The sequence below is a fragment of the Hydrogenovibrio sp. SC-1 genome (assembly GCF_002848135.1).
Classification (GTDB): Bacteria; Pseudomonadota; Gammaproteobacteria; order Thiomicrospirales; family Thiomicrospiraceae; genus Hydrogenovibrio.
Genome location: NZ_PKGB01000002.1, coordinates 31671 through 51888 on the forward strand (window position 1 = coordinate 31671; position 20218 = coordinate 51888).

The following is a 20218-nucleotide window of genomic DNA, read 5'->3' on the forward strand; positions in this document are numbered from 1 at the left end:
CAGCTATTTGACCTGAAGGTACCAAAACATGGATTCTATAGGAGGGCGATATGACAATCAGGACGATAGGCACCGCTAAACTTTTCCATGTTTTTATGATGTTTGTGCTTGCAGGACTATTATCGGTTGCATCGGCAGAAGACTGGATGGATTATGGCGATGCCATGGTGCCAGAGGGCACTCAAAAAGTCACCTTTATTGAATTGGGTGCCAATCGCTGTCTTCCTTGTCGGATGATGCAGCCCATTTTAAAAACCCTTGAAGAACGCTATCCTCAAGACCTTAAAGTGGTGTTTATTGATGTTTGGAAAGAGAACGGCGAAATAGCTGGCAAGAAATACCAACTTAGATCAATTCCCACTCAAATATTCTACAATGCCCAAGGCGAAGAAATATTTCGTCATGAGGGCTTTTTCGCGCAAAAACAAATTGAAGACCTGCTGAAAAAACAGGGGGTCACTCAATGATTTTAGACATCTTAACAACCCTCTCCAATGCACTGACAGAGGCTCCTCATTGGGCGTTAATCGCTGCATTTTTCTGGGGCGTGATCAGCGTATTGTTTTCCCCTTGTCACTTAGCCAGCATTCCTTTGGTCATGAGTTTTGTGGGCGCACAAAGTGATTGCAACGCCCGCCGCGCTTTTTGGCTTTCCTCACTATTTGCTTTGGGCATTTTAATCATTATTGCAATACTGGGTGTGATTACCAGTAGTTTGGGTCGCATGTTAGGCGATGTGGGACCATGGATTGATTGGGGAGCAGCCCTCATTTTTATCTTGGCAGGACTACTGTTTTTGGACTGGATTCGACTACCCAACTTTTCTAATGCTGTCTTAAAGGGCGTAACATCCAAAGGCTATTCTGCTGCGTTGGGTCTAGGTATGTTATTTGGAACCATCTTAGGCCCTTGTGCGTTCGGCTTTATGATGCCAGTGCTCGCCCTGTCACTCAGTGTTGCTTCCCAAGACTTTGGCTTTGCCATTTCACTGATGCTACTTTATGGTCTCGGGCACTCCGCCCCCATTATGGCACTGGGAACCTCAACTGCAAAAATACAGAAAGTGCTGAATGCCTTACCCAATGATCAACTATTACAACGTCTTAAAAAAGGGTTTGGTTGGCTGATGATTGCCATCGGCATTTGGTGGTTATTTAAAGTCTTCTGACCAGTTCAAATAACTTCAATCGTCGCTAGGCGTGATTAATTTTTAGTGTCAGTCCTCCGGCCATTAGAATCATCGCAGCAGATGCGATTAAGCACCCCTCCAGCCCAACCGTTTGATATAGATACCCTGATAAGACCGTTCCAGCCAAGCGCCCACCGGCATTGGCCATATAATAGAAGCCGACTTGTTTGGAGGTGCCATCCTGATCGGCATAAGCAACGATTAAGTAAGAATGAACAGCAGAATTCAGTGCAAATAAAACACCAAATAAACCTAAGCCAATCATGATGATCCATTGTGGGTTCAGCTCAAGCGAATAGGCAATTGCTAGGGGCACACCCGCCAAAACAATCGCCAACCCAAAGGCGGTACGATGGGTTGGATTACGATTTTTACCAATGAATTTAGGCGAAACTGCCTGCACAATGCCATAACCGATAATCCAAAGCGCCATAAAGGTTCCAATTTGTAGATGCGTCCAGTCCAGCACGCTGGCTGCGAAAACGGGGAGTGCGACCACAAACCAAACATCACGAGCGCCAAACAGAAAGAATCGAGCGAAAGATAGCCAATTGATCGCTTGAGAATGCGAAAACATCTGGGAAAATTTGGGGGCATTTTTAGATTTGCCCAAAGCTCCCTCCAACTTTATCCAAGAAATCATTAACGCAACAGACAGCAGCGCCGCCATAATCCACATGGCATTAACAAACCCAAACACTTCAAGCAGCAGCGCCCCCAAAAAGAAACCCACCCCTTTAAGGGCATTTTTAGAGCCGGTTAACCCCGAAACCCAGCGATACAACTTACCATCGCCATCACTGGCTAAGGATTTGACGGCGCTTTTGGCACTCATTTTATTCAGGTCTTTGGCAATCCCCGAAAGGGCTTGAGCCACCATCACATAAAGCACACTGAGCCATTCGGCAGGAACCGTCAGCATCACCAATGCCAATATTTGTATCGACAAACCAATATTCATGGTGACATTGAGACCCGCTCGAGCACCCAGCCAACCACCCAATAGATTCGTGACAATACCAAAAAATTCATAAAACAAGAACAACATGGCGAGTTCTAACGGACTGTAACCCAGTTGGTAGAAATACAATAAAACCAACATTCTTAAAGCGCCATCTGTTAGGGTAAACGCCCAGTAATTTCCGGTCACGATTGCATATTGTTTTTGGCTGTTCGTCATAGATTTCTCATTCCGTTCTTTTAAGGCGACAGTTTTACGACAAATCTCGATTGGCTGAACCCACCTTTAATGCCAGTTCCATCATCCGTTGCACATAACCAATTTCATTGTCATACCAAGCCAAAACTTTTACATGAGTGCCATTAATAACACGGGTTGAAAGAGCATCTATCACCGAAGAACAGGTCTCCCCTTCAAAATCAACTGAGACTAAAGGCAAGTCCTCATAGCCTAAGATATTTTTTAAATCACCTTCAGAGGCTTCTTTAAAAAAGTGATTCACTTCATCAACCGAGGTAGGGCGCTTCATTTCCATCACTAAGTCGGTCAAAGAGGCATTCATAAAAGGAACCCGAACCGCAATGCCATCCAATCGTCCATTTAATTCAGGAAAGATGGTGCCAATGGCGGTGGCGGAACCAGTGGAAGTTGGAATAAGCGATTCAAAACTGGAGCGTGCACGTCGCCAATCTTTATGGCCATGATCGACCACTTTTTGGGTATTGGTACGATCATGCATCGTCGTGATAGACCCATGAGAAATGCCTATTTTTTCATGCAAAACCTTTATCACAGGAGCGATACAGTTGGTGGTACAAGAAGCTGCGGTGATCAGCTTGTCTTCACCCGCAACAAAAATATCATCGTTTATCCCCATGACAATATTTTTAACATCTTCCTTTAAAGGCGCGGCCACAATTACCTGTTTGACCCCTTGATCAAAATACGGTTGTAACTGCGCTCGCGTACGAAAAGCACCCGTGCACTCCAATACCACATCAACCTTTAGCGCACCCCAGTCAAAGTCTTCAATCGCTTGCTGAGAACTGTATCCAATGGGATGGTGATTAATCAAAATCTGGCCTTTCTCTTCTGTGGCTTTGTGTTGCCAACGACCATGTGCCGAATCATAATTCAACAAATGGGCTGAGCCTGCCGCATCGGTGGCAATCTCATTAATATGTACAAATTCAACATCTTTCCAACCAAAAGCTTGACGCAAGCCCAGCCGACCCATACGACCAAAACCATTTATTGCTATACGAATCACGGAAAGCTCCTTATAATTAAAATCTGTTTAAACGGCTTTTGATAACTTTCATATTCGCCTATACGGATATAGAATTATAGCAATAACCCCAAAAGATCAACTGAAACTTTTATGACAACCCCTTTATTAGAAGACTATGCACTCTTTCACAAAGCGCTAGCTGAACCGATTCGCTTACGCATATTGGCTTTATTGAATTCAAGAGATTTTTTGTGTGTTTGCGACCTTGTCTCTGTTTTGGATATATCACAAAGCACCGTTTCAAGACACCTTGCCTACCTAAAGAACAAACAGCTATTAAACTCTTGGAGGGAAGGCACCTGGATTCATTACGCCATCAATGAAAATCATACTGCTTACGCCATCTTACAAACCATCCTGATCGAGCTAGCGACGCTAGATGAGATTATCAATGACGAGCAAAAACTCAACACCTACGAACAAACGCCCAGACAGTGCTAACCAAAAATAGCTAATCTTAAAATCAGCTATGCTAGAATAGCTTCCATCTCTCGGGGTGCACACCTAAGTGCTGAGACGACAAAGTGAAATCTATTTTCCGGCAGTCGGGCCCGTTGAACTTGATCTGGTTAAAGCCAGCGTAGGGAAGAGAAGATTCTTTGGGTACCCATTTCTTTGGGTGCCTTCTGATTGCTTTTAAATACCTTTGAACTTGTATCAAGTCGAGACAGGAACTTTAAAAGCCATCGCCTTCCTGTTTTGTCTTTTTTTTACATTTCAGCGGATAACTAGTGCACGGTCTTTTAATTTTGACCTTTGCCCATCTTTTTACGCGGTTTTTTTCATCCTTTTAACACCTAAAAAGTGAGAAAAACATGACTTCATTTAAACATGCCCTCCCCGCATCCAATGACATTCTAACCCGTGATCCCTTGCCGGCTTCATACAAGACGTATGTTGCTGGTGAAATTCATCCTGACATCCGAGTGCCAATGCGCGCCATTTCTTTAACCAATGGAGAAACCGTCACGGTTTACGATACGTCGGGACCTTATACCGATCCCAACATTGATATTGATGTGGCACAAGGCATTCCCGCGCTGCGTAAAGATTGGATTCTGAGTCGCAACGATGTCGAACCTTATACAGGCCGAACCATCGACCCGCAAGATAATGGTTACCATTCACGCACTCAAATGGAAACCGCCATTGCGGGTGCTTCCAGCTTAATGCGCCAGCCTCTGCGCGCCAGGCCTGGTCAAAATGTAACCCAATTACACTATGCGCGCCGAGGCATTATCACCCCTGAAATGGAATTTATCGCCATTCGTGAAAATCAACGCCGTGAAATGACCCGACGCTACTTGCAGGATGCTGAACGAGAGGCCCGTTTAAAAGGCGAGACCTTTGGCGCCAACCTACCGGAAGACATTACTGCCGAATTTGTTCGCAAAGAAGTGGCAGAAGGCCGTGCGGTGATTCCGGCCAATATTAACCATCCTGAATCCGAACCCATGATCATCGGCCGCAATTTTTTGGTGAAAGTGAATGCGAATATTGGTAACTCGGCCACTACCTCTTCTATTGCAGAAGAAGTCGAAAAAATGGTTTGGGCAACCCGTTGGGGGGCAGACACGGTCATGGATTTATCAACAGGGCGAAATATCCACACCACCCGTGATTGGATCTTGCGCAATGCACCGGTTCCGATTGGCACAGTGCCAATTTATCAAGCACTCGAAAAGGTCAACGGCGTGGCAGAAGACCTGACTTGGGAAATTTTCCGCGATACGTTGATAGAGCAAGCGGAACAAGGCGTGGACTATTTCACCATTCACGCGGGCGTGTTATTGCGCTATGTGCCGATGACGGCTAAACGGGTCACAGGGATTGTTTCTCGGGGCGGATCGATTATGGCGAAGTGGTGTATTGCTCACCACCAGGAAAACTTCCTATACACCCACTTTGAAGACATGTGCGAACTCCTCAAACAATATGATGTTGCCTTTTCATTAGGCGATGGACTGCGCCCAGGATCAGTGGCGGATGCCAATGATGAAGCGCAGATTTCTGAACTCAAAACGCTGGGAGAGCTGACTCAAATCGCATGGAAACATGATGTTCAGGTGATTATTGAAGGCCCTGGTCATGTGCCGATGCATATGATTAAAGAAAACATGGACAAGCAACTGGAATACTGTCATGAAGCGCCTTTTTACACCCTTGGCCCGCTCACAACGGATATTGCTCCTGGCTATGATCACATTACTTCAGGGATTGGGGCGGCGATGATTGGTTGGTTTGGCACAGCGATGTTGTGCTATGTCACCCCCAAGGAACATCTGGGCTTGCCCAATCGACATGATGTGAAGGAAGGCTTGATTACTTACAAACTGGCCGCGCATGCAGCTGATATTGCCAAGGGTCATCCCGGAGCTCGCTCACGAGATGATGCGTTGAGCCAAGCGCGATTTGAATTCCGCTGGGAAGATCAATTTAACCTCGGTCTCGACCCTGAAAAAGCACGTGCCTTCCATGATGAAACGCTCCCTCGCGATTCGGCTAAAGTCGCACACTTTTGTTCGATGTGTGGTCCCAAGTTCTGCTCGATGAAAATCTCTCAGGAAGTGCGTGACTATGCTGATCAGCAAGGCTTGACCACCGATGATGCGGTGGAAAAAGGCATGGCTGAAATGTCTGAAACCTTTCGCAATCAAGGTAGCGAAGTTTATGTCAATGTTGAAGACATCACCCAAACCGGCTCTTAAACGACTTTGCGATCAGCTTGCGGCCATGCCGCAACACTAGGAGAAAATAATGACTCAATTAACCATTGGCATTGCCGGGGCGGGGTTGGTGGGGCGCGTGCTCGCACTGAAGCTGCTCGAACTTGGACATTCCGTGACCCTGTTTGAAAAAGACTCCCCTGAAGCCGAAAATGCCGCAGGGCAAGTGGCGGCTGGGATGTTAGCGCCCTTTGCAGAATTGGAAACCGCTGAATCGGCGATTTTCGATACCGGATTGCGCTCAATTCAACTTTGGCCGAAGCTACTGGCACAATTGTCCATTCCACAGGCATTTCAAAATCAAGGCAGTTTGGTTACCGCCCACACCGCCGATATGCCTGAACTCAACCATTTTATGCAGCAACTGAAATGCAAGATGACTGCCGCCTCAGAGATTCAATCGCTCAATCAGGCGCAAATTCAAGTCTTGGAGCCGGATTTGACCCACCTAACCCACGGCTACTTTTTACCCTTAGAAGCCCAAGTCAATGCACAGCAGTTTATGGACGTGAGCACACGCTTTCTACAAAACCACCCTGACGTAGAATGGAAACCCCATCAAACGGTCACGGAAATTGCGAAAGGTCACATTAAAACCGCCAAAGAAACCGTCGGTTTTGATTGGGTGTTTGACACCAGAGGACTGGGAGCAAAAGCCGATATGAGTGACTTACGCGGTGTGCGTGGTGAAGTCTTTTGGTTGGATGCACCGGATGTGTCTCTTTCTCGTCCTATCCGTTTAATGCATCCACGCTACCGGATTTATATTGTGCCACGCCCCAATCATCGTTATGTAGTGGGCGCAACCGAAATCGAGAGTGAAGATTTAAGCCCAATGTCGGTTCGCTCCAGTTTGGAACTGCTTTCGGCCGTTTACAGCGTCCATTCCGGGTTTGGTGAAGCGCGCATTGTTAAAATGCTCACCCAGTGCCGCCCCGCATTAAAAGACAACTTGCCACGCATTGAACATGCCACTCAGACCACGCGGATTAACGGACTCTATCGACACGGATATTTATTAGCCCCCGCCGTAGTCGAGCAGGCGTTAAACGAATTATCCATATTTACCCCTTCTGCAACCGAATCTGATTTAAAAAGGAAAGCGATATGACAACGATTTCTGTGCGAATCAACGATGAAATAATGACCCTTCCCTGCGGTTTATCCATATCTGAGTTATTAACCCAGTTGGATTATCAGCAACAAAATTTTGCGGTTGCACTAAACGAAACCTTTGTACCCCGCAGTCAACATGCAACCACACCCATTCAGGCCGACGATTCCATTGAAATTGTCGCCCCCATGCAAGGAGGCTAAATGAACCCTTTATCAGAATTATCGAATCCAATGCAATGGGATATTGGCGGGAAACGTCTTAACAGTCGTTTACTGATCGGCTCTGCGCTTTATCCATCTCCGCAAGCAATGCAAGGTGCTATTGAAGCTTCTGGTGCTGAAATTGTAACCGTCTCCTTGCGCCGGCAATCTGCTGGTGATCAAGCTGGCAAAACTTTTTGGAACATGATTAAGACTTTAGAGTGCCATATCTTGCCAAATACGGCAGGCTGTCATTCCGCCAAAGAGGCCATTACCACTGCGCACATGGCACGAGAGGTTTTTGAAACCAATTGGATTAAGCTCGAGGTGATTGGCGACCAATATAATTTACAGCCTGATCCGTTTGAATTGGTAAAAGCCACTGAAGTGTTGGTCAATGATGGGTTTGAGGTTTTTCCATACACCACGGATGATTTGGTGCTCGCCCAACGATTAGTGGATGCTGGTTGTCGTATTTTAATGCCGTGGGGGTCTCCGATTGGTTCGGGCAAAGGGCTCATGAATCCCTATAATTTAAAGACCATCCGCAAACGCTTTCCCGAGTTGACACTGATTGTCGATGCTGGCATTGGCAAACCCTCTCATGCTGTTCAAGCCCTAGAAATGGGCTATGATGGCGTATTGCTCAATTCGGCCGTTGCTCTATCACCCAACCCGATTGCCATGGCAAAGGCCTTTCAATCCGCTGTAAAAGCAGGCGTTTATGGCTATCAAGCCGGCACCATGCCCGAAAGAGACTTAGCGACCCCCTCAACACCGGTCATTGGCACCCCATTTTGGCACCAAAAATGACCAGGACTGGTTATTTTTGCGCGCCAAAGATCAACTTAAACAGGAATAATGAATGCAATTTTTAGCTTGCCAAACGCCGGAAAAACCCTTGGGAATTTACCCTTTAGTAGACCGTGCAGACAAACTCCGCCCGCTGTTTGAAGCGGGCATTACCACCGCGCAAATTCGCATTAAAGATTTGACAGGCGCGACACTAGAGCAGGAGCTCGCGGATGCGGATGCACTCGCTAAAGCCCATCAAGCTCGATTGTTTATCAATGATTATTGGCAAATTGCATTAAAACTCGACAGCTATGGGGTTCACTTGGGACAAGAAGATTTGGCCATCGCCGATTTACACGCTTTATCTCATGCCGGCATACGACTCGGCATTAGCAGCCATAACCCATCAGAATTACGTCGCGCTTTAGCCATACAACCGTCATATATCGCCATCGGCCCCATTTTTGAGACCAGTAGCAAGCACTTGACCTACCATCCTGTTGGCCTAGCGAATTTTCGCCAATGGACACAAGGTCTTGATCTACCTGTGGTGGCAATTGGCGGCATTCCACAACAACACCTTGCCGAAACGGTGCAAGCAGGAGCCGATGGCATCGCCATGATTAATGGCCTTCATCTGAATCAAACCAACCAACAGAAGTCGCTTAAAACAGTGATTGAAACCTTCAACCAAGCCTATCAAAACTGGAGCTTTGGAAATGCCTAAACCAACCGTATTATGCATCGCTGGATCAGATCCTTATGGCGGCGCGGGCATTCAAGCCGACTTAAAGAGTGTTCACGCACTTGGCGGCTATGCGCTGACCTGTGTTACCGCTTTAACCGCTCAAAATAGCCAAGGAGTTTTCTGTAGTCAAGCGACATCTGCGACCTTGTTACGCTCGCAGGTGACCACCTTATTAGACGATATGGTAGTGGATGCGGTCAAAATTGGCATGCTTGCCAATGCTGAATTAATTGAAGTGGTTGCAGAGATTATTTGCAATTATCAACTCTCCAATGTGGCTTTGGATACACCCATTATCAGTTCCAGTGGCCATCCACTTTTAGAAAAGGATGCCATTGAAACACTTAAACAGCGCCTTTTACCCTTAGCTACGGTCATCACCCCCAACCTGCCGGAGGTCAATTCTCTGCTTGGTAAAGACGTTAATGATGGCTATCAAGGCACCGACGATGAAATGCCGACGATTGGCAAAGAATTTTTTGAATTAGGTGTTCAAGCGGTAGTCGTGAAAGGTGGTCATATCCAAAGCCAAGATCTCGTAACGGATACATTGCTTCAAGCGGATGCTGACGCCATCCGCTTTTCCAGTCCACGCATCCTGACTCAACATACGCATGGCACGGGATGCAGCTTTTCATCCGCCATGGCTTGCTTGTTAGCAAAAGGCATCCCGCTGGATTTAGCAGTAAAACAGACCAAACAACAAATGCAGCAATGGCTTTCTCAAAGTGACCAGCTTCATCTGCGCTACCTCGACAATCAAAAACCCCGCAAAGAGCCCCTTCTTCATCTCTAGTCGTTAGTCAATTTCGTCAAGATCGATTCTGCGAGACTAACAGTCCACTGATGGTTATAGCTCTGACCAAACGGCATATTCATTGCCATTTGGATCGGTAAAATGAAAGCGACGTCCCCCTGGAAAAGTAAAAATGGCTTGAACAATGGTTCCGCCTGCCGCTTCAACCTGGTCAACGGAGGCCTCTAAATCCGCACTGTACAGAACCACCAGTACACTTCCATTGTTGGGTGTTGCAACTTTGTCTGACTGATAGAAGCCGCCATCTAGTCCGGCATTTTCAATGGCGATATAATCTGGGCCATAATCAACAAAAGACCAGTCAAAAGCAGTTTTAAAAAACTTTTTCGTGACTTCAAGGTTCCGTGAAGGCATTTCAATATAGTTAATTTTTCCAGTTTCTTTCATTCCTTCCTCCAATTGTTACCCCATCATAACAACAATACTGATTGCTGTTGCGTAGACGCCTAAAATGAGAGTGCTCTCGAAACCAATCCGACCAAGACCATAGGTTTCGCGTCGTACTAAGCCAAGTAGCAGAATCGCCGTCATTAAAATACTGACCAATCCCCAGGTCATTTGTATTGACGCCATATCCTGATAGATGGAGCCATTCGGATAGCCCACATCAGCGGCGGCCACCACCAGCATATTAAAACAGTTGGTCCCAAAAATATTACTGACACTCAAGGTTAGGGCACCATAGCGGATGGCAGCAATTGTCGTCACCAATTCTGGCGTGGAGGTTGCCAAGGCGGTAAAAATCCCTCCAACTAACGTATCGGACAAGTCTGCTTGGTCAGCAATGACCTTAGCGGCTTCCATTAACACCCAACCGGCAATACAGGTAACGATGGCTAGAACACTAAAGCGCCCCCATGCTTCAGGCAAACTCCCATGATATTTTTGTGAGGGTGTATCAGCAACCGTTTGACGTGTTAAGCGGGGAAACCACATGGGCTTGGCTTGTGTTTTGAGAACCAGGTGCAGCCCAAATAAATAAGCAACCACGATCACTGGGGTAATGGGGTGAATTCGCCAGCCAGAGACGTTTGGCGTGACGATCGCCAGTAAGGGCAGAGTTAATAATACGATTAATAGTCCTGCTAACATCAAATTGACCGACGATGCAGCAGCATGTTCTAAATTGGCTTTTCGATAAAAAATGTCTGCAATGCCGAGAAACAATAAATTAACGGCCATGCTTCCCATCACATTACTCATTGCCAAATCAGGACGCAAGTCGATTGCCGCACTCAGAGTGGCCGCAAAGTCGGGTAAGGAAGTGACGCCTGCGAGCAATAAGACACCAAACAGTGCTTCACCCATGCCAGTCCGATCTGCCAATTCATCTGCCAAATGCGCTAACCGGCTACCCGCCACAACAATGACCAGTGCAGCCATTGTAAAACTGATAATACCGAGGGTCAGCGATGACAACATTTAAGGCCCCACTATTTGCACATTGTGTTTGGAAACGTCAAATGCCTAGGCAAAAAACCTTTTAAAACTCACCCGCTTCGTCCAGTAAGTCTGCAGAATTGAACGCATCAATAATCTCTTGCCCTTGCAGCGCATTATTGATGACCATGCGAGTTTCTTCATCCGCCATTAAGAAGTGGCAAGCAATTAAATAACACTCCATTTCCGGTTTTTCTTCAATACGAACCACTTTCACCCGTTGTTGAATAATCTCCAACTTTTCCACTTTAGGATCGGGAGACACATTCACTTGCATAAAGATTTCCAAAATATCATTCACGTCAACCAAGAACTCGGTGTAAAAGGCAAAGCCTCCAGGCGATAAGTCCTTGTATGGTTCCAGCCAATATTCTGGGAAAATGATGATGTAGTTACTACTCGAAATGCTGTTATAAATTTTTTCGATTAATAAAATGTAATGATACAAGTTAATGAAAGCCGATAGCAGTTCTGAGGGAGACGCCTTATTCTTGTCGACATAACCGCGGATATCCTGATCGATTTTGAGTTTTTTTAGGACAGGGCCTTCGTATAGGGTATGCGGTGTGGATTTTTCAACCAATTCTAATGTGTGTCTATTAATTTGATTTAGCTTTTCTTCAAAATCGCGTAATATCGATTCAGTTCGCGCATTCCTTGCCAGTGAAGCATAATCTAAATGATGGTCCAAATTCTCTGCTAAAAAACGTTTTGCATTAGCGATGTCCAATTGCCCTACTGAAACCCCATTAATCACTTCTCTGAGATATTCCAGCTTATCCAATACATCCATAAATAGATCATAGGCTTCGGGAAAGCGTTCTTGTAACGCCGTTTTAATATTTCCCAAGTATTCCATCACCAAGCCATCAAGCTTGTTATTGACGATTTTCGAAAAATGCTGGATACCGGTCGTAAATATATTGCCCTGGATAACCTTATTGCTATCATGACTGCCTATACGAATAAAATGATATCGAATTTTCACTTTATAACGAAAGTAGCGTCGCGTGTTTTCTCGTCGACTACGTATCGCTAATGAGTGCTTCCCGTTATCATGTTTGTCTTTCGTCAACCAATGATGGGTCTTGGGCGCTTCCTGAGACAAGATATCAAATACGGCTTTTCTAGGTAACCCATCAATGTCTAGTAAATTATGAAGCGCTTTGAATAAAGCTTCTTCAACAAAGCGAAACTCTACCGGAGAAACATAGCTTTCTTTTGAAAAAGACGTAATCTTAGCTACGATGCAAGCGCTAATCGTGCGCGTTACCAATTTGGAATTGATGGATTGCGGATCAGGAAAAATATTAAAGTGTTCAGAGTAACCCGCGTCCAAGTCTCTCAACAATATCTGAAAAGGATCCTGCCTCAGAATACGAAAGGCCACCCTTTTATATTGAAAGGGTAATAACTCAATAAAAAAATGATCGCTATCGTAATGAGTACCGGGCATGAAGTCACCTTATTTCTATGCGGTTTTTTAGCTAAACAACCTTGCTTCGCGTTTTGTTGACACTAATAATGTGGTTATCATAACACCGAACACCTTATCCGTACCTTAACGAAGCAGAGGTCATAAATAAAAATTGCAAGGGATGTGCCGACTGCCCATCGCCAAGGATTATTTCAAAATCATCGGTCGCATCGTCACTAATTCTTCTGAAGAGGTCGGATGAATTGCGATAGTCGCATCAAAATCGGCTTTAGTGGCTCCCATTTGAATGGCAACGGCAAACCCTTGCAACATTTCATCGGCACCCTCTCCAATAATATGAATCCCGACAATTTTTTGGTCATCACCCACACAAACCAACTTCATTGCCGTTTTGATTTGGTGCTTGGTAAAGGCATAACGCATAGGTGTAAAGTCTGTTTGATATATGCGAACAGCGTCACGACCATACTGCTGATAGGCTTCATGCTCAGCCAAGCCCATCACCCCAATAGGTGGATGAGAAAATACCACTGTGGGCACTTTCGACAAGTCCATCTTTAGGTCGGGTTGATGATTGTATAGCCTTTCTGCCAGATAACGCCCCGCACGAATGGCGACAGGGGTTAGTTGAGCTTGCCCAGTAACATCGCCCAGTGCGTATACATTAGGAACTTGCGTTTGGTGAGAGTCATCTACTTCAATAAACCCCTTTCCATTGGTTTGAATACCAATATTTTCCAGCGCAAGCGGCTCCGCCACCGTTTCTCGACCAACGGCCCAAATGACTTGGTCAAACCCATCCAATTGCTGACCATCTTCAGATTCAATAGAAAGTGTTCCAGATTCAGTACGCATCAACTTTTTAACTTTAAAGTGATATTCCTTGGTAATACCACTTTCAATCATTGCATCGGTTAATGTTTGTCGAATTAAATCATCAAAGCCTCGTAACACCAAATCTTTACGACTGATTAAAGTAGTTTGAGTCCCTAAAGCTTGTAGAACACCGGCAATTTCCACAGCAATATAGCCACTGCCAATTACCGCCACGTTTTTGGGTTGCTCAGTGAGTGCAAAAAAACCATCTGAAGATATGCCCAAATCGGCGTTTTCTGTTTCACTTGGGATGAGTGGGCGCCCGCCAGGTGCAATTACGATTGTTTCTGCCGTGAACAATTTCCCGTCAACGGAAACCGTATGCTCGTCTACAAAACTGCCCCATCCTTGCAGCAGATCAATGCCGAGATCCTTTATGTAACCTCTGTACCAGGTATTGATATTGCTAATGAACGTTTCACGTCGTTTGACCAATTCTGACCAATCAAAGCCCTTGCGTTCCACGTGAAACCCAAAATCGGGTGCATCACGCAACGCTTCGGCGATATGTGCGCCAAACCACATCACCTTCTTGGGAACACAGCCGATATTGACACAAGTTCCACCGAGTTTTTGAGCTTCGACCACCGCACATTTCTTGCCATATTCTACAGCACGCTCAACGACGGATAAGCCGCCACTTCCGGCTCCAATTGCAATCAAGTCATAATCGTATTGCATCTGTTTTCTCCCATCCATTTTTGGTTATTGTGATAACAAAAAACCACCAGGCCTGGTGGTTTTTTAATGTCGATTGTGAACGATTTATTAACCCAAGAAAGCGGCTAAATCATCTGACCCACCAACCAACTTGCCTTCAATAAACACCTGTGGAACGGTATCAGCATTGGCAACGGCTCTTAAAGTCCGCGAAGTGACATCTGAATGTGAAATCGTAATTTCTTCATACTCAATCCCCGCATCTTCCAGCGCCGCTTTGGCTTTTGCACAGAATGGACATCCTGGCTTAGTGAAAATGGTCGCAACTTTCTTCGGTTTTGCATTCGGGTTGATATAGTTCAACATAGTATCGGCATCGGACACTTCAAATGGATCACCAGGCACATTCGGCTCGATAAACATTTTTTCAACCACGCCGTCCTTAACCAGCATCGAATAGCGCCATGAGCGCTTTCCAAACCCTAAGTCGGCTTTATCAACCAGCATCCCCATGCCTTCGGTAAATTCCCCATTGCCATCCGGAATTAAAGTGACATTCTTAGATTCTTGATCTTGTGCCCACTCATTCATAACAAAGGTATCATTCACTGATAAGCAAACAATTTCATCTACGCCATTTTCAAAGAAAACGGGCGCAAGCTCGTTATATCTCGGTAAGTGACTGGAAGAGCAGGTAGGTGTGAACGCGCCTGGCAATGAAAAGACCACAACCGTGCGGCCCTTAAAAATATCATCACTATTCACGTTAACCCATTCATTGTTTTGACGGGTTGGCCAGATAACACTGGGAACTTTTTGACCTTCTTTATTATCCATTTTCAACTCCTATTGGTGTGCGTTTACGTTTAATTCAGAGTCTATTCTACAAGGCTTTATTGATAAGTAAATTTAATTGTTACTAACGACATGATAGCCTAAAACTATCAGGGTCCTCGCTATTGAATCGGTGCCGACTGTAGTTCTCGCATAAAGGTTTCAAGCCCACCAACTTCCTGAGCATACTTCATCATGACCCCCAACAAACCTTGGTCTTCTTGTTTGGAGGCAATGCGCGCGGCCAACTGAAATTCTCGATCACACACATCTCCTTGGAAAGCATGTGACTCTAGCAGAGCGGCCAGCGCTCCCACGTTTCCCAACAAGCATGCTGCTTGCATGGGTTTCACAGTTTCGCCAGCTGCATCCTTTGCCACTTCCTGTTGAGGCGAAACAAAATGCTCTTGAATTAAGACTTTCATCATCCAATAATTCATTTCAGGGGCTTCTTGGCTTTCCAACACATTCATAAAGATTTCTTGTGGATCCAAGCCATGCTTTTGAATTAAGGTTTGCACAGTCTTTGAAAAGGGTGACCGTGTCTCTGGCTCTAATGCTAATAAATTCATTATGCTATTTTCCTTTAACAATAACAGTTAGTTAAACCACTTGCCCTGCGGCCACTGCTGAGGCCCAAGCCCATTGAAAATTGTAACCGCCAAGCTGCCCAGTCACATCGAGAACCTCGCCAATAAAATACAAATGCGGTTGTTGGAGGCATTCCATGGTTTTTGAAGAGATGGCGTCCGTATCAACGCCACCCAAGGTAACCTCAGCCTTATCATAACCCGCCGTTTTGGCAGGATAGAGCTGCCAATTTTGAATTTGCTTTGCCATTGCAATCAGCTGTTCATTGGGCACTTCTGCCAGTTTATCAGGCTGGGGATAAGAATTCAGCCAGGCCTGGGTAAATTTCTTAGGCCATCGTTGATTAAGCCAGGTTTTCAAACGTCCATTTTCGGCTTTTAACGTCTCTAGTTCAGCCAATACCGGACAGTTGGGCATCAAGTTAATGGCTATGGGCGCCCCTGTTTGCCAATAATTAGAAATTTTTAACACCGCTGGACCGCTAATGCCGAAATGCGTAAAGAGCATAGCCTCGTTGACACTTTGAACACCGTTAGGGGTTTCAATGGAAAGCGAGACATCTAAAGACAAACCACTTAAACTTTGACAAAGAACCAAGGCCTTATCCGCCATCACTAACGGAACCAAGCCAGGTCGTTGCGGAATGACCGAAATCCCAAATTGTTGGGCAATGTCATAGCCGAAACGGCTGGCTTTTAATTTTGGGAATGATAAACCGCCAGTGGCAATCACCAAAGAGTGGCATTGGATGACATCCGTGTCGGTTTGAACCTGATAGCGATAGGGAGATGCTTGTTGCGAACCGAGAAGAGCTTCCACTCGCTGAATGGTTTGCTTAAGCTTGATTTCGACACCAGCCCAATCGCACTCGGTTAATAGCAAGTGAATTAAGTCACCGGCACGATTGGTACAAAAATATTTTCCTGCATCACGAACTTCATAGTCTATGCCATGACGTTCAACCAGCTCAATAAAATCTTGAGGCTGATATCGGGCTAGTGCACTTTTAACAAAGTGGGGATTCTGACAAAGATAATCTTCAGGCGTTACATTTTGGTTCGTGAAATTACAGTTACCGCCGCCAGAAATACGAATTTTAGCAGCCGCTTTCGGCGCATGATCCAAAACCCAAACCGAGCGTCCTCGATAACCAGCAGTCGCCGCACACATCAGTCCGGCTGCGCCCGCGCCGATGATCAATACATCCAGCTGTTTTAAAGCCACAGAACGCCTTTATAACAGTTCATACGGGTGCTGACGGCGTTCGGCTTCTTCAATAAGCGCTTTCAACCCTCTTTCAGCCACTTCTGACAAACCTTCAACGCCCATTTCGATGGTTCTATCCCCATTTTTGGCAATGCTAGGCAAGCTAAATAATCTCAGTTGAGGGAACTGCTGCTCAAAGTGTTCCATAAAGGCCACCCACTCCGATTCCTGACCATTGATTAAGCGAAGCGTCTTCTCGACAGTCGGGGTTGAGGTCATGTCAGCATAATAGTGACTCAGCACCCATTCCATCATTGGTTTTGCCATCATCGGAAACCCAGGCATAAAGTGATGACCACAAATACTAAAGCCGGGAACACGGTTATAAGCATTCGGAATAATGTCAGCACCTTGCGGGTACTCAGCCATGTGAATACGTTGCGGATAGGCATCTTCGCCAAACTGAGCTTCGATTTCTTTGACTGCATCAGGATGACGTTCAATCGGCACACCCAATGCCTTGGCAGCTGCTTGCCGAGTGCGGTCATCCGGCGTGGCGCCAATCCCGCCAAAACAAAAAACGATATCGCCGCTGCGAAAACTATTTGACAACACCTCCGTTAGAAAAGACGGTTCATCCCCAACGATTTGTACCCAGCTCAACGCCAAGCCTCTTGGCTTTAAAAGGGCATTGGCTTGCTGTAAGTGTTTGTCTTGACGCTTACCCGAGAGGACTTCATCTCCAATAATAATCAATCCAATTTTGGGAATCATCCGTCAAAACACCTCAGAGTGGTTGTGCAACTGTTTCAGAGTCAGGCTGATCAACTTTTGCAGCAAGTTGGTAACGGTGCCCCGTCATCAATACCTTCGGAGACCAGCTAGCCAGATCACAGTTTATTTCCGTAATCACAGCATCGGTATTGACTGTCGGTAAGTGAGAGATATAGACAGGGGGGTAATAGGTCAGTTTTCGTAAATCTTCAGCCAAAGAAGCTGGATAATAATGTTTCGCCAAGGCACTAATGCCCTTTTCTTCATCTGTGTATTGATTATCGACAATCAACATATCCACTGGCGGTAAATTATTGAGCGCCTCCCAAAACACATCATTTTGAGAACAATCCCCGCTGAAGGCAAAGGCCGCTTGCTCATTCCCCACCCAATAGCCGACAGCCGGTACCGAATGAAAGGCGGGTAAAACCACTACCTGCTTGTCCCCAACCGTTATGGTCTGACCGATTTCAATCGTGTTGAGCCTGACTGATGGAGCGGCCTTTGAAGGCAGTTGAGTAAAGTCAGGCCAGATAATGTTATTAAAGATATGATCTTGTAACGCTTCAAGCGTTTCTCTCAAGGCATAAACTTCAATTGTTGGGTGACCAAGTCCAATTAAGGTATTGAGTAAAAAGGGCAAATGGGAAATATGATCCAAGTGGCTATGAGTCAATAGAATGGAATCAATTTTCGACATTTCATGAGGCTGTAAAGAGCCAACACCCGTTCCAGCATCGACTAGAAGCGTATGATCGACTAAAAATGCCGTCGTGGCTTGCCCTGATGCAATGCCACCGCTACACCCCAAAACCCTTAGTTCCATATTCTCAAAACCCTTTCAGCCGCGCAAAAATTCATAATAATTTACAGTATAAACAAAATATGTCAAACTAGAGTTTACTTTTTAAGGTTAAATCGCTATGAGTGCATCCCTTTTTAATAAAATTGAACAACTAAATCAAGTCGGTATTGCACTTTCCGCACAAAGCGATACCGCAAAGTTATTAGAGCAAATTTTAACGAGTGCACAACAATTAACCAATGCCGATGGCGGAACCTTATATCGACTGGTAAACAATAGTCAGCTTCACTTTGATGTGATTCAAAATGACAGCCTAAAAATTCAACTGGGGGGCACCCACCCAGATCCCGTTACTCTCCCACCGATATCTCTTCGGAATCCAGATGACTCCGACAATTTGTCAACCGTTGCCAGCTATGCGGCCATTCGAAAACAAACGGTCAATATTTCAGACATTTATGCGGATGAAAAATTTGATTTTACTGGCGCTCTAAACTTTGATCAGGCCATGCATTACCGCACCCAATCCATGCTAGCAATTCCTCTCAAGAACTTTGAAAACGATACCATCGGCGTGTTACAGCTTATTAATGCGAAGGATGAAGAAAACCAAACCATTCCTTTTTCAGAAGAATCAGAAAGTTTAGCGCGTTCACTTGCCTCTCAGGCTTCTGTAGCCTTAACCAATCGTCAGCTCATCAATGAGCATAAACAATTGTTTGCAGCCTTCAGCCACTTGGTTGCTGATGCCATCGATAAAAAATCGCCTTATACGGGGTTACATTGTAAGCGAGTACCGATTTTAACCATGCTTTTGGCACAAGCGGCTAGTCGTTCACAGCACCCAGACTTTCAAGACTTTTCGCTCAATGAAGCACAGCTATTTGAAATCAAAACCGCAGCGTTACTTCACGACTGCGGCAAGCTGGCCACCCCTGAATACATCATGGATAAGTCCACGAAACTGGAAACCATTTTTGACCGCATTGATGAAATTGAAACCCGCTTCAACCTAAAAGCCTTCCAAGACTTGGCTGCCAAATATGACATCCCCGAAGCAGAAATCAATTCGGTTCAACAGTACTACGTTGAACAGTATCAACATATGAACCAAATTAATTTAGGCGGCGAGTTCTTAGATCAAAAAGACCATGCGTTCATTGAGCACTGGCAACAGCAGCGCATTCGAAACCTAAAAGGCGAAGAGGTTGCTTTCTTAAGTGATGAAGAAGCCACCAACCTTAAAATTGAACGCGGCACCTTGAATGATGAGGAGCGCGAAATCATGCAAGACCATGCCGCCATGTCAATTCACATGCTGAGCATTCTACCCTTTCCAAAAGAGTTGGCTCGTGTTGCTGAAATCGCAGGGGGGCACCATGAACGTATGGATGGTCAGGGTTATCCAAACCACCTAACCGAAGCCCAGCTTTCGATTCCTGCTAGAATGATGGGCATTGCCGATATTTTTGAAGCACTTTCGGCAGGGGATCGCCCCTATAAAAAAGCCAAAACTTTATCGGAAAGTTTACGAATTTTAGGGTTTATGAAAAAGGAAGGTCACATCAACGGCAAACTCTTTAACCTCTTTGTTCGAGATAAAATCTACCTTGACTATGCCAAAGCCCACTTAAAACCGGAACAAATCGATGACGTCGACCACGACAAGATTCCAGGGTTTGACGGTTAAAAGCGCCGTAACCGGCTAGAACCCCCGCCCAGGCCTGGTCGCTTTGTCGACCAGAAAGCC

The 20218-nt window shown here is 45.6% G+C and carries 21 protein-coding genes and 1 riboswitch; of the genes, 10 read left to right on the top strand and 11 right to left on the bottom strand.

Features of this window, described 5'->3' with window-relative positions:
- The first annotated feature begins 50 nt into the window (after positions 1–50).
- On the top strand, positions 51–467 hold the full coding sequence (locus tag CYQ88_RS01335) for a co-chaperone YbbN (protein WP_101839543.1): 417 nt from the start codon (positions 51–53) through the stop codon (positions 465–467).
- Positions 464–1168, top strand: coding sequence for a cytochrome c biogenesis CcdA family protein (locus tag CYQ88_RS01340; protein ID WP_101839544.1), 705 nt, complete (start codon positions 464–466; stop codon positions 1166–1168). The genes CYQ88_RS01335 and CYQ88_RS01340 overlap by 4 nt, the downstream gene beginning before the upstream one ends.
- Positions 1169–1193: 25 nt before the next feature.
- Here the strand turns inward: CYQ88_RS01340 and arsJ are convergent, their stop codons facing one another.
- Together arsJ and CYQ88_RS01350 are read right to left on the bottom strand one after the other, a co-directional pair.
- Positions 1194–2369, bottom strand: coding sequence for an organoarsenical effux MFS transporter ArsJ (gene arsJ, locus CYQ88_RS01345; RefSeq protein ID WP_101839545.1), 1176 nt, complete (start codon positions 2367–2369; stop codon positions 1194–1196).
- A gap of 34 nt (positions 2370–2403) precedes the next feature.
- Positions 2404–3420, bottom strand: a complete 1017-nt coding sequence (locus CYQ88_RS01350; protein ID WP_101839546.1) for an ArsJ-associated glyceraldehyde-3-phosphate dehydrogenase — start codon at positions 3418–3420, stop codon at positions 2404–2406.
- Between the two features lie 111 nt (positions 3421–3531).
- Here CYQ88_RS01350 and CYQ88_RS01355 point away from each other — a divergent pair, with 111 nt between their 5' ends.
- From CYQ88_RS01355 to thiD, 7 genes are all read left to right on the top strand, one after another.
- Positions 3532–3882: a helix-turn-helix transcriptional regulator gene (locus tag CYQ88_RS01355; RefSeq protein ID WP_101839547.1), complete on the top strand. Its 351-nt coding sequence runs from the start codon at positions 3532–3534 to the stop codon at positions 3880–3882.
- 41 nt (positions 3883–3923) lie between these two features.
- Positions 3924–4045: riboswitch (TPP riboswitch) on the top strand.
- Positions 4046–4256: 211 nt separating this feature from the next.
- Positions 4257–6149 (top strand): phosphomethylpyrimidine synthase ThiC, encoded by a 1893-nt coding sequence (gene thiC, locus CYQ88_RS01360; RefSeq protein ID WP_101839548.1) that lies wholly within the window; start codon positions 4257–4259, stop codon positions 6147–6149.
- Between the two features lie 49 nt (positions 6150–6198).
- A complete protein-coding gene (gene thiO, locus CYQ88_RS01365) occupies positions 6199–7278 on the top strand; it encodes a glycine oxidase ThiO (RefSeq protein WP_101839549.1) in 1080 nt (359 codons plus the stop codon).
- Positions 7275–7484 (top strand): sulfur carrier protein ThiS, encoded by a 210-nt coding sequence (thiS, locus tag CYQ88_RS01370; RefSeq protein WP_101839550.1) that lies wholly within the window; start codon positions 7275–7277, stop codon positions 7482–7484. The genes thiO and thiS overlap by 4 nt, the downstream gene beginning before the upstream one ends.
- Entirely contained in the window at positions 7485–8297 is an 813-nt protein-coding gene (locus CYQ88_RS01375; RefSeq protein ID WP_199170142.1) for a thiazole synthase, read from the top strand. It begins immediately after the preceding gene.
- Positions 8298–8349: 52 nt separating this feature from the next.
- A complete protein-coding gene (gene thiE, locus CYQ88_RS01380) occupies positions 8350–9006 on the top strand; it encodes a thiamine phosphate synthase (RefSeq protein ID WP_101839551.1) in 657 nt (218 codons plus the stop codon).
- Positions 8999–9823: a bifunctional hydroxymethylpyrimidine kinase/phosphomethylpyrimidine kinase gene (gene thiD / locus CYQ88_RS01385; protein WP_101839552.1), complete on the top strand. Its 825-nt coding sequence runs from the start codon at positions 8999–9001 to the stop codon at positions 9821–9823. Before thiE ends, thiD begins: the two co-directional genes overlap by 8 nt.
- Before the next feature lie 54 nt (positions 9824–9877).
- Here the strand turns inward: thiD and CYQ88_RS01390 are convergent, their stop codons facing one another.
- The 9 genes from CYQ88_RS01390 to CYQ88_RS01430 form a co-directional block, all read right to left on the bottom strand.
- Positions 9878–10231, bottom strand: a complete 354-nt coding sequence (locus CYQ88_RS01390) for a VOC family protein (protein WP_101839553.1) — start codon at positions 10229–10231, stop codon at positions 9878–9880.
- A 15-nt stretch (positions 10232–10246) separates the two neighbouring features.
- Positions 10247–11266, bottom strand: coding sequence for a sodium:calcium antiporter (locus CYQ88_RS01395; protein ID WP_101839554.1), 1020 nt, complete (start codon positions 11264–11266; stop codon positions 10247–10249).
- 61 nt (positions 11267–11327) lie between these two features.
- The gene (locus CYQ88_RS01400) at positions 11328–12740 is read right to left on the bottom strand and encodes a PilZ domain-containing protein (RefSeq protein WP_101839555.1); all 1413 of its coding nucleotides are present in this window, start codon (positions 12738–12740) and stop codon (positions 11328–11330) included.
- Positions 12741–12908: 168 nt separating this feature from the next.
- The gene (gene gorA / locus CYQ88_RS01405; RefSeq protein ID WP_101839556.1) at positions 12909–14279 is read right to left on the bottom strand and encodes a glutathione-disulfide reductase; all 1371 of its coding nucleotides are present in this window, start codon (positions 14277–14279) and stop codon (positions 12909–12911) included.
- An 87-nt stretch (positions 14280–14366) separates the two neighbouring features.
- Complete coding sequence (locus tag CYQ88_RS01410; protein ID WP_199170143.1) at positions 14367–15095, bottom strand: glutathione peroxidase; 729 nt, start codon at positions 15093–15095, stop codon at positions 14367–14369.
- Positions 15096–15214: 119 nt separating this feature from the next.
- Positions 15215–15664, bottom strand: coding sequence for a hypothetical protein (locus CYQ88_RS01415; protein WP_101839558.1), 450 nt, complete (start codon positions 15662–15664; stop codon positions 15215–15217).
- A gap of 31 nt (positions 15665–15695) precedes the next feature.
- On the bottom strand, positions 15696–16907 hold the full coding sequence (locus CYQ88_RS01420; RefSeq protein WP_101839559.1) for an NAD(P)/FAD-dependent oxidoreductase: 1212 nt from the start codon (positions 16905–16907) through the stop codon (positions 15696–15698).
- Positions 16908–16916: 9 nt separating this feature from the next.
- A complete protein-coding gene (locus CYQ88_RS01425) occupies positions 16917–17663 on the bottom strand; it encodes a molybdopterin-binding protein (protein ID WP_101839560.1) in 747 nt (248 codons plus the stop codon).
- Between the two features lie 13 nt (positions 17664–17676).
- Entirely contained in the window at positions 17677–18489 is an 813-nt protein-coding gene (locus tag CYQ88_RS01430) for a 3',5'-cyclic-nucleotide phosphodiesterase (RefSeq protein ID WP_101839561.1), read from the bottom strand.
- Positions 18490–18586: 97 nt separating this feature from the next.
- Between CYQ88_RS01430 and CYQ88_RS01435 the strand changes: the two genes are divergently transcribed.
- On the top strand, positions 18587–20158 hold the full coding sequence (locus CYQ88_RS01435) for an HD family phosphohydrolase (protein WP_101839562.1): 1572 nt from the start codon (positions 18587–18589) through the stop codon (positions 20156–20158).
- The last annotated feature ends 60 nt before the right edge of the window (positions 20159–20218 follow it).

Bases quoted from the DNA above. Each gene is read 5' to 3' on its own strand.
- CYQ88_RS01335 (WP_101839543.1), top strand. From the start codon at position 51: ATGACAATCAGGACGATAGGCACCGCTAAACTTTTCCATGTTTTTATG.
- CYQ88_RS01340 (WP_101839544.1), top strand. From the start codon at position 464: ATGATTTTAGACATCTTAACAACCCTCTCCAATGCACTGACAGAGGCT.
- arsJ (WP_101839545.1), bottom strand. From the start codon at position 2,369: ATGACGAACAGCCAAAAACAATATGCAATCGTGACCGGAAATTACTGG.
- CYQ88_RS01355 (WP_101839547.1), top strand. From the start codon at position 3,532: ATGACAACCCCTTTATTAGAAGACTATGCACTCTTTCACAAAGCGCTA.
- thiC (WP_101839548.1), top strand. From the start codon at position 4,257: ATGACTTCATTTAAACATGCCCTCCCCGCATCCAATGACATTCTAACC.
- thiO (WP_101839549.1), top strand. From the start codon at position 6,199: ATGACTCAATTAACCATTGGCATTGCCGGGGCGGGGTTGGTGGGGCGC.
- thiS (WP_101839550.1), top strand. From the start codon at position 7,275: ATGACAACGATTTCTGTGCGAATCAACGATGAAATAATGACCCTTCCC.
- CYQ88_RS01375 (WP_199170142.1), top strand. From the start codon at position 7,485: ATGAACCCTTTATCAGAATTATCGAATCCAATGCAATGGGATATTGGC.
- thiE (WP_101839551.1), top strand. From the start codon at position 8,350: ATGCAATTTTTAGCTTGCCAAACGCCGGAAAAACCCTTGGGAATTTAC.
- thiD (WP_101839552.1), top strand. From the start codon at position 8,999: ATGCCTAAACCAACCGTATTATGCATCGCTGGATCAGATCCTTATGGC.
- CYQ88_RS01390 (WP_101839553.1), bottom strand. From the start codon at position 10,231: ATGAAAGAAACTGGAAAAATTAACTATATTGAAATGCCTTCACGGAAC.
- CYQ88_RS01395 (WP_101839554.1), bottom strand. From the start codon at position 11,266: ATGTTGTCATCGCTGACCCTCGGTATTATCAGTTTTACAATGGCTGCA.
- CYQ88_RS01400 (WP_101839555.1), bottom strand. From the start codon at position 12,740: ATGCCCGGTACTCATTACGATAGCGATCATTTTTTTATTGAGTTATTA.
- gorA (WP_101839556.1), bottom strand. From the start codon at position 14,279: ATGCAATACGATTATGACTTGATTGCAATTGGAGCCGGAAGTGGCGGC.
- CYQ88_RS01410 (WP_199170143.1), bottom strand. From the start codon at position 15,095: ATGGATAATAAAGAAGGTCAAAAAGTTCCCAGTGTTATCTGGCCAACC.
- CYQ88_RS01415 (WP_101839558.1), bottom strand. From the start codon at position 15,664: ATGAATTTATTAGCATTAGAGCCAGAGACACGGTCACCCTTTTCAAAG.
- CYQ88_RS01425 (WP_101839560.1), bottom strand. From the start codon at position 17,663: ATGATTCCCAAAATTGGATTGATTATTATTGGAGATGAAGTCCTCTCG.
- CYQ88_RS01430 (WP_101839561.1), bottom strand. From the start codon at position 18,489: ATGGAACTAAGGGTTTTGGGGTGTAGCGGTGGCATTGCATCAGGGCAA.
- CYQ88_RS01435 (WP_101839562.1), top strand. From the start codon at position 18,587: ATGAGTGCATCCCTTTTTAATAAAATTGAACAACTAAATCAAGTCGGT.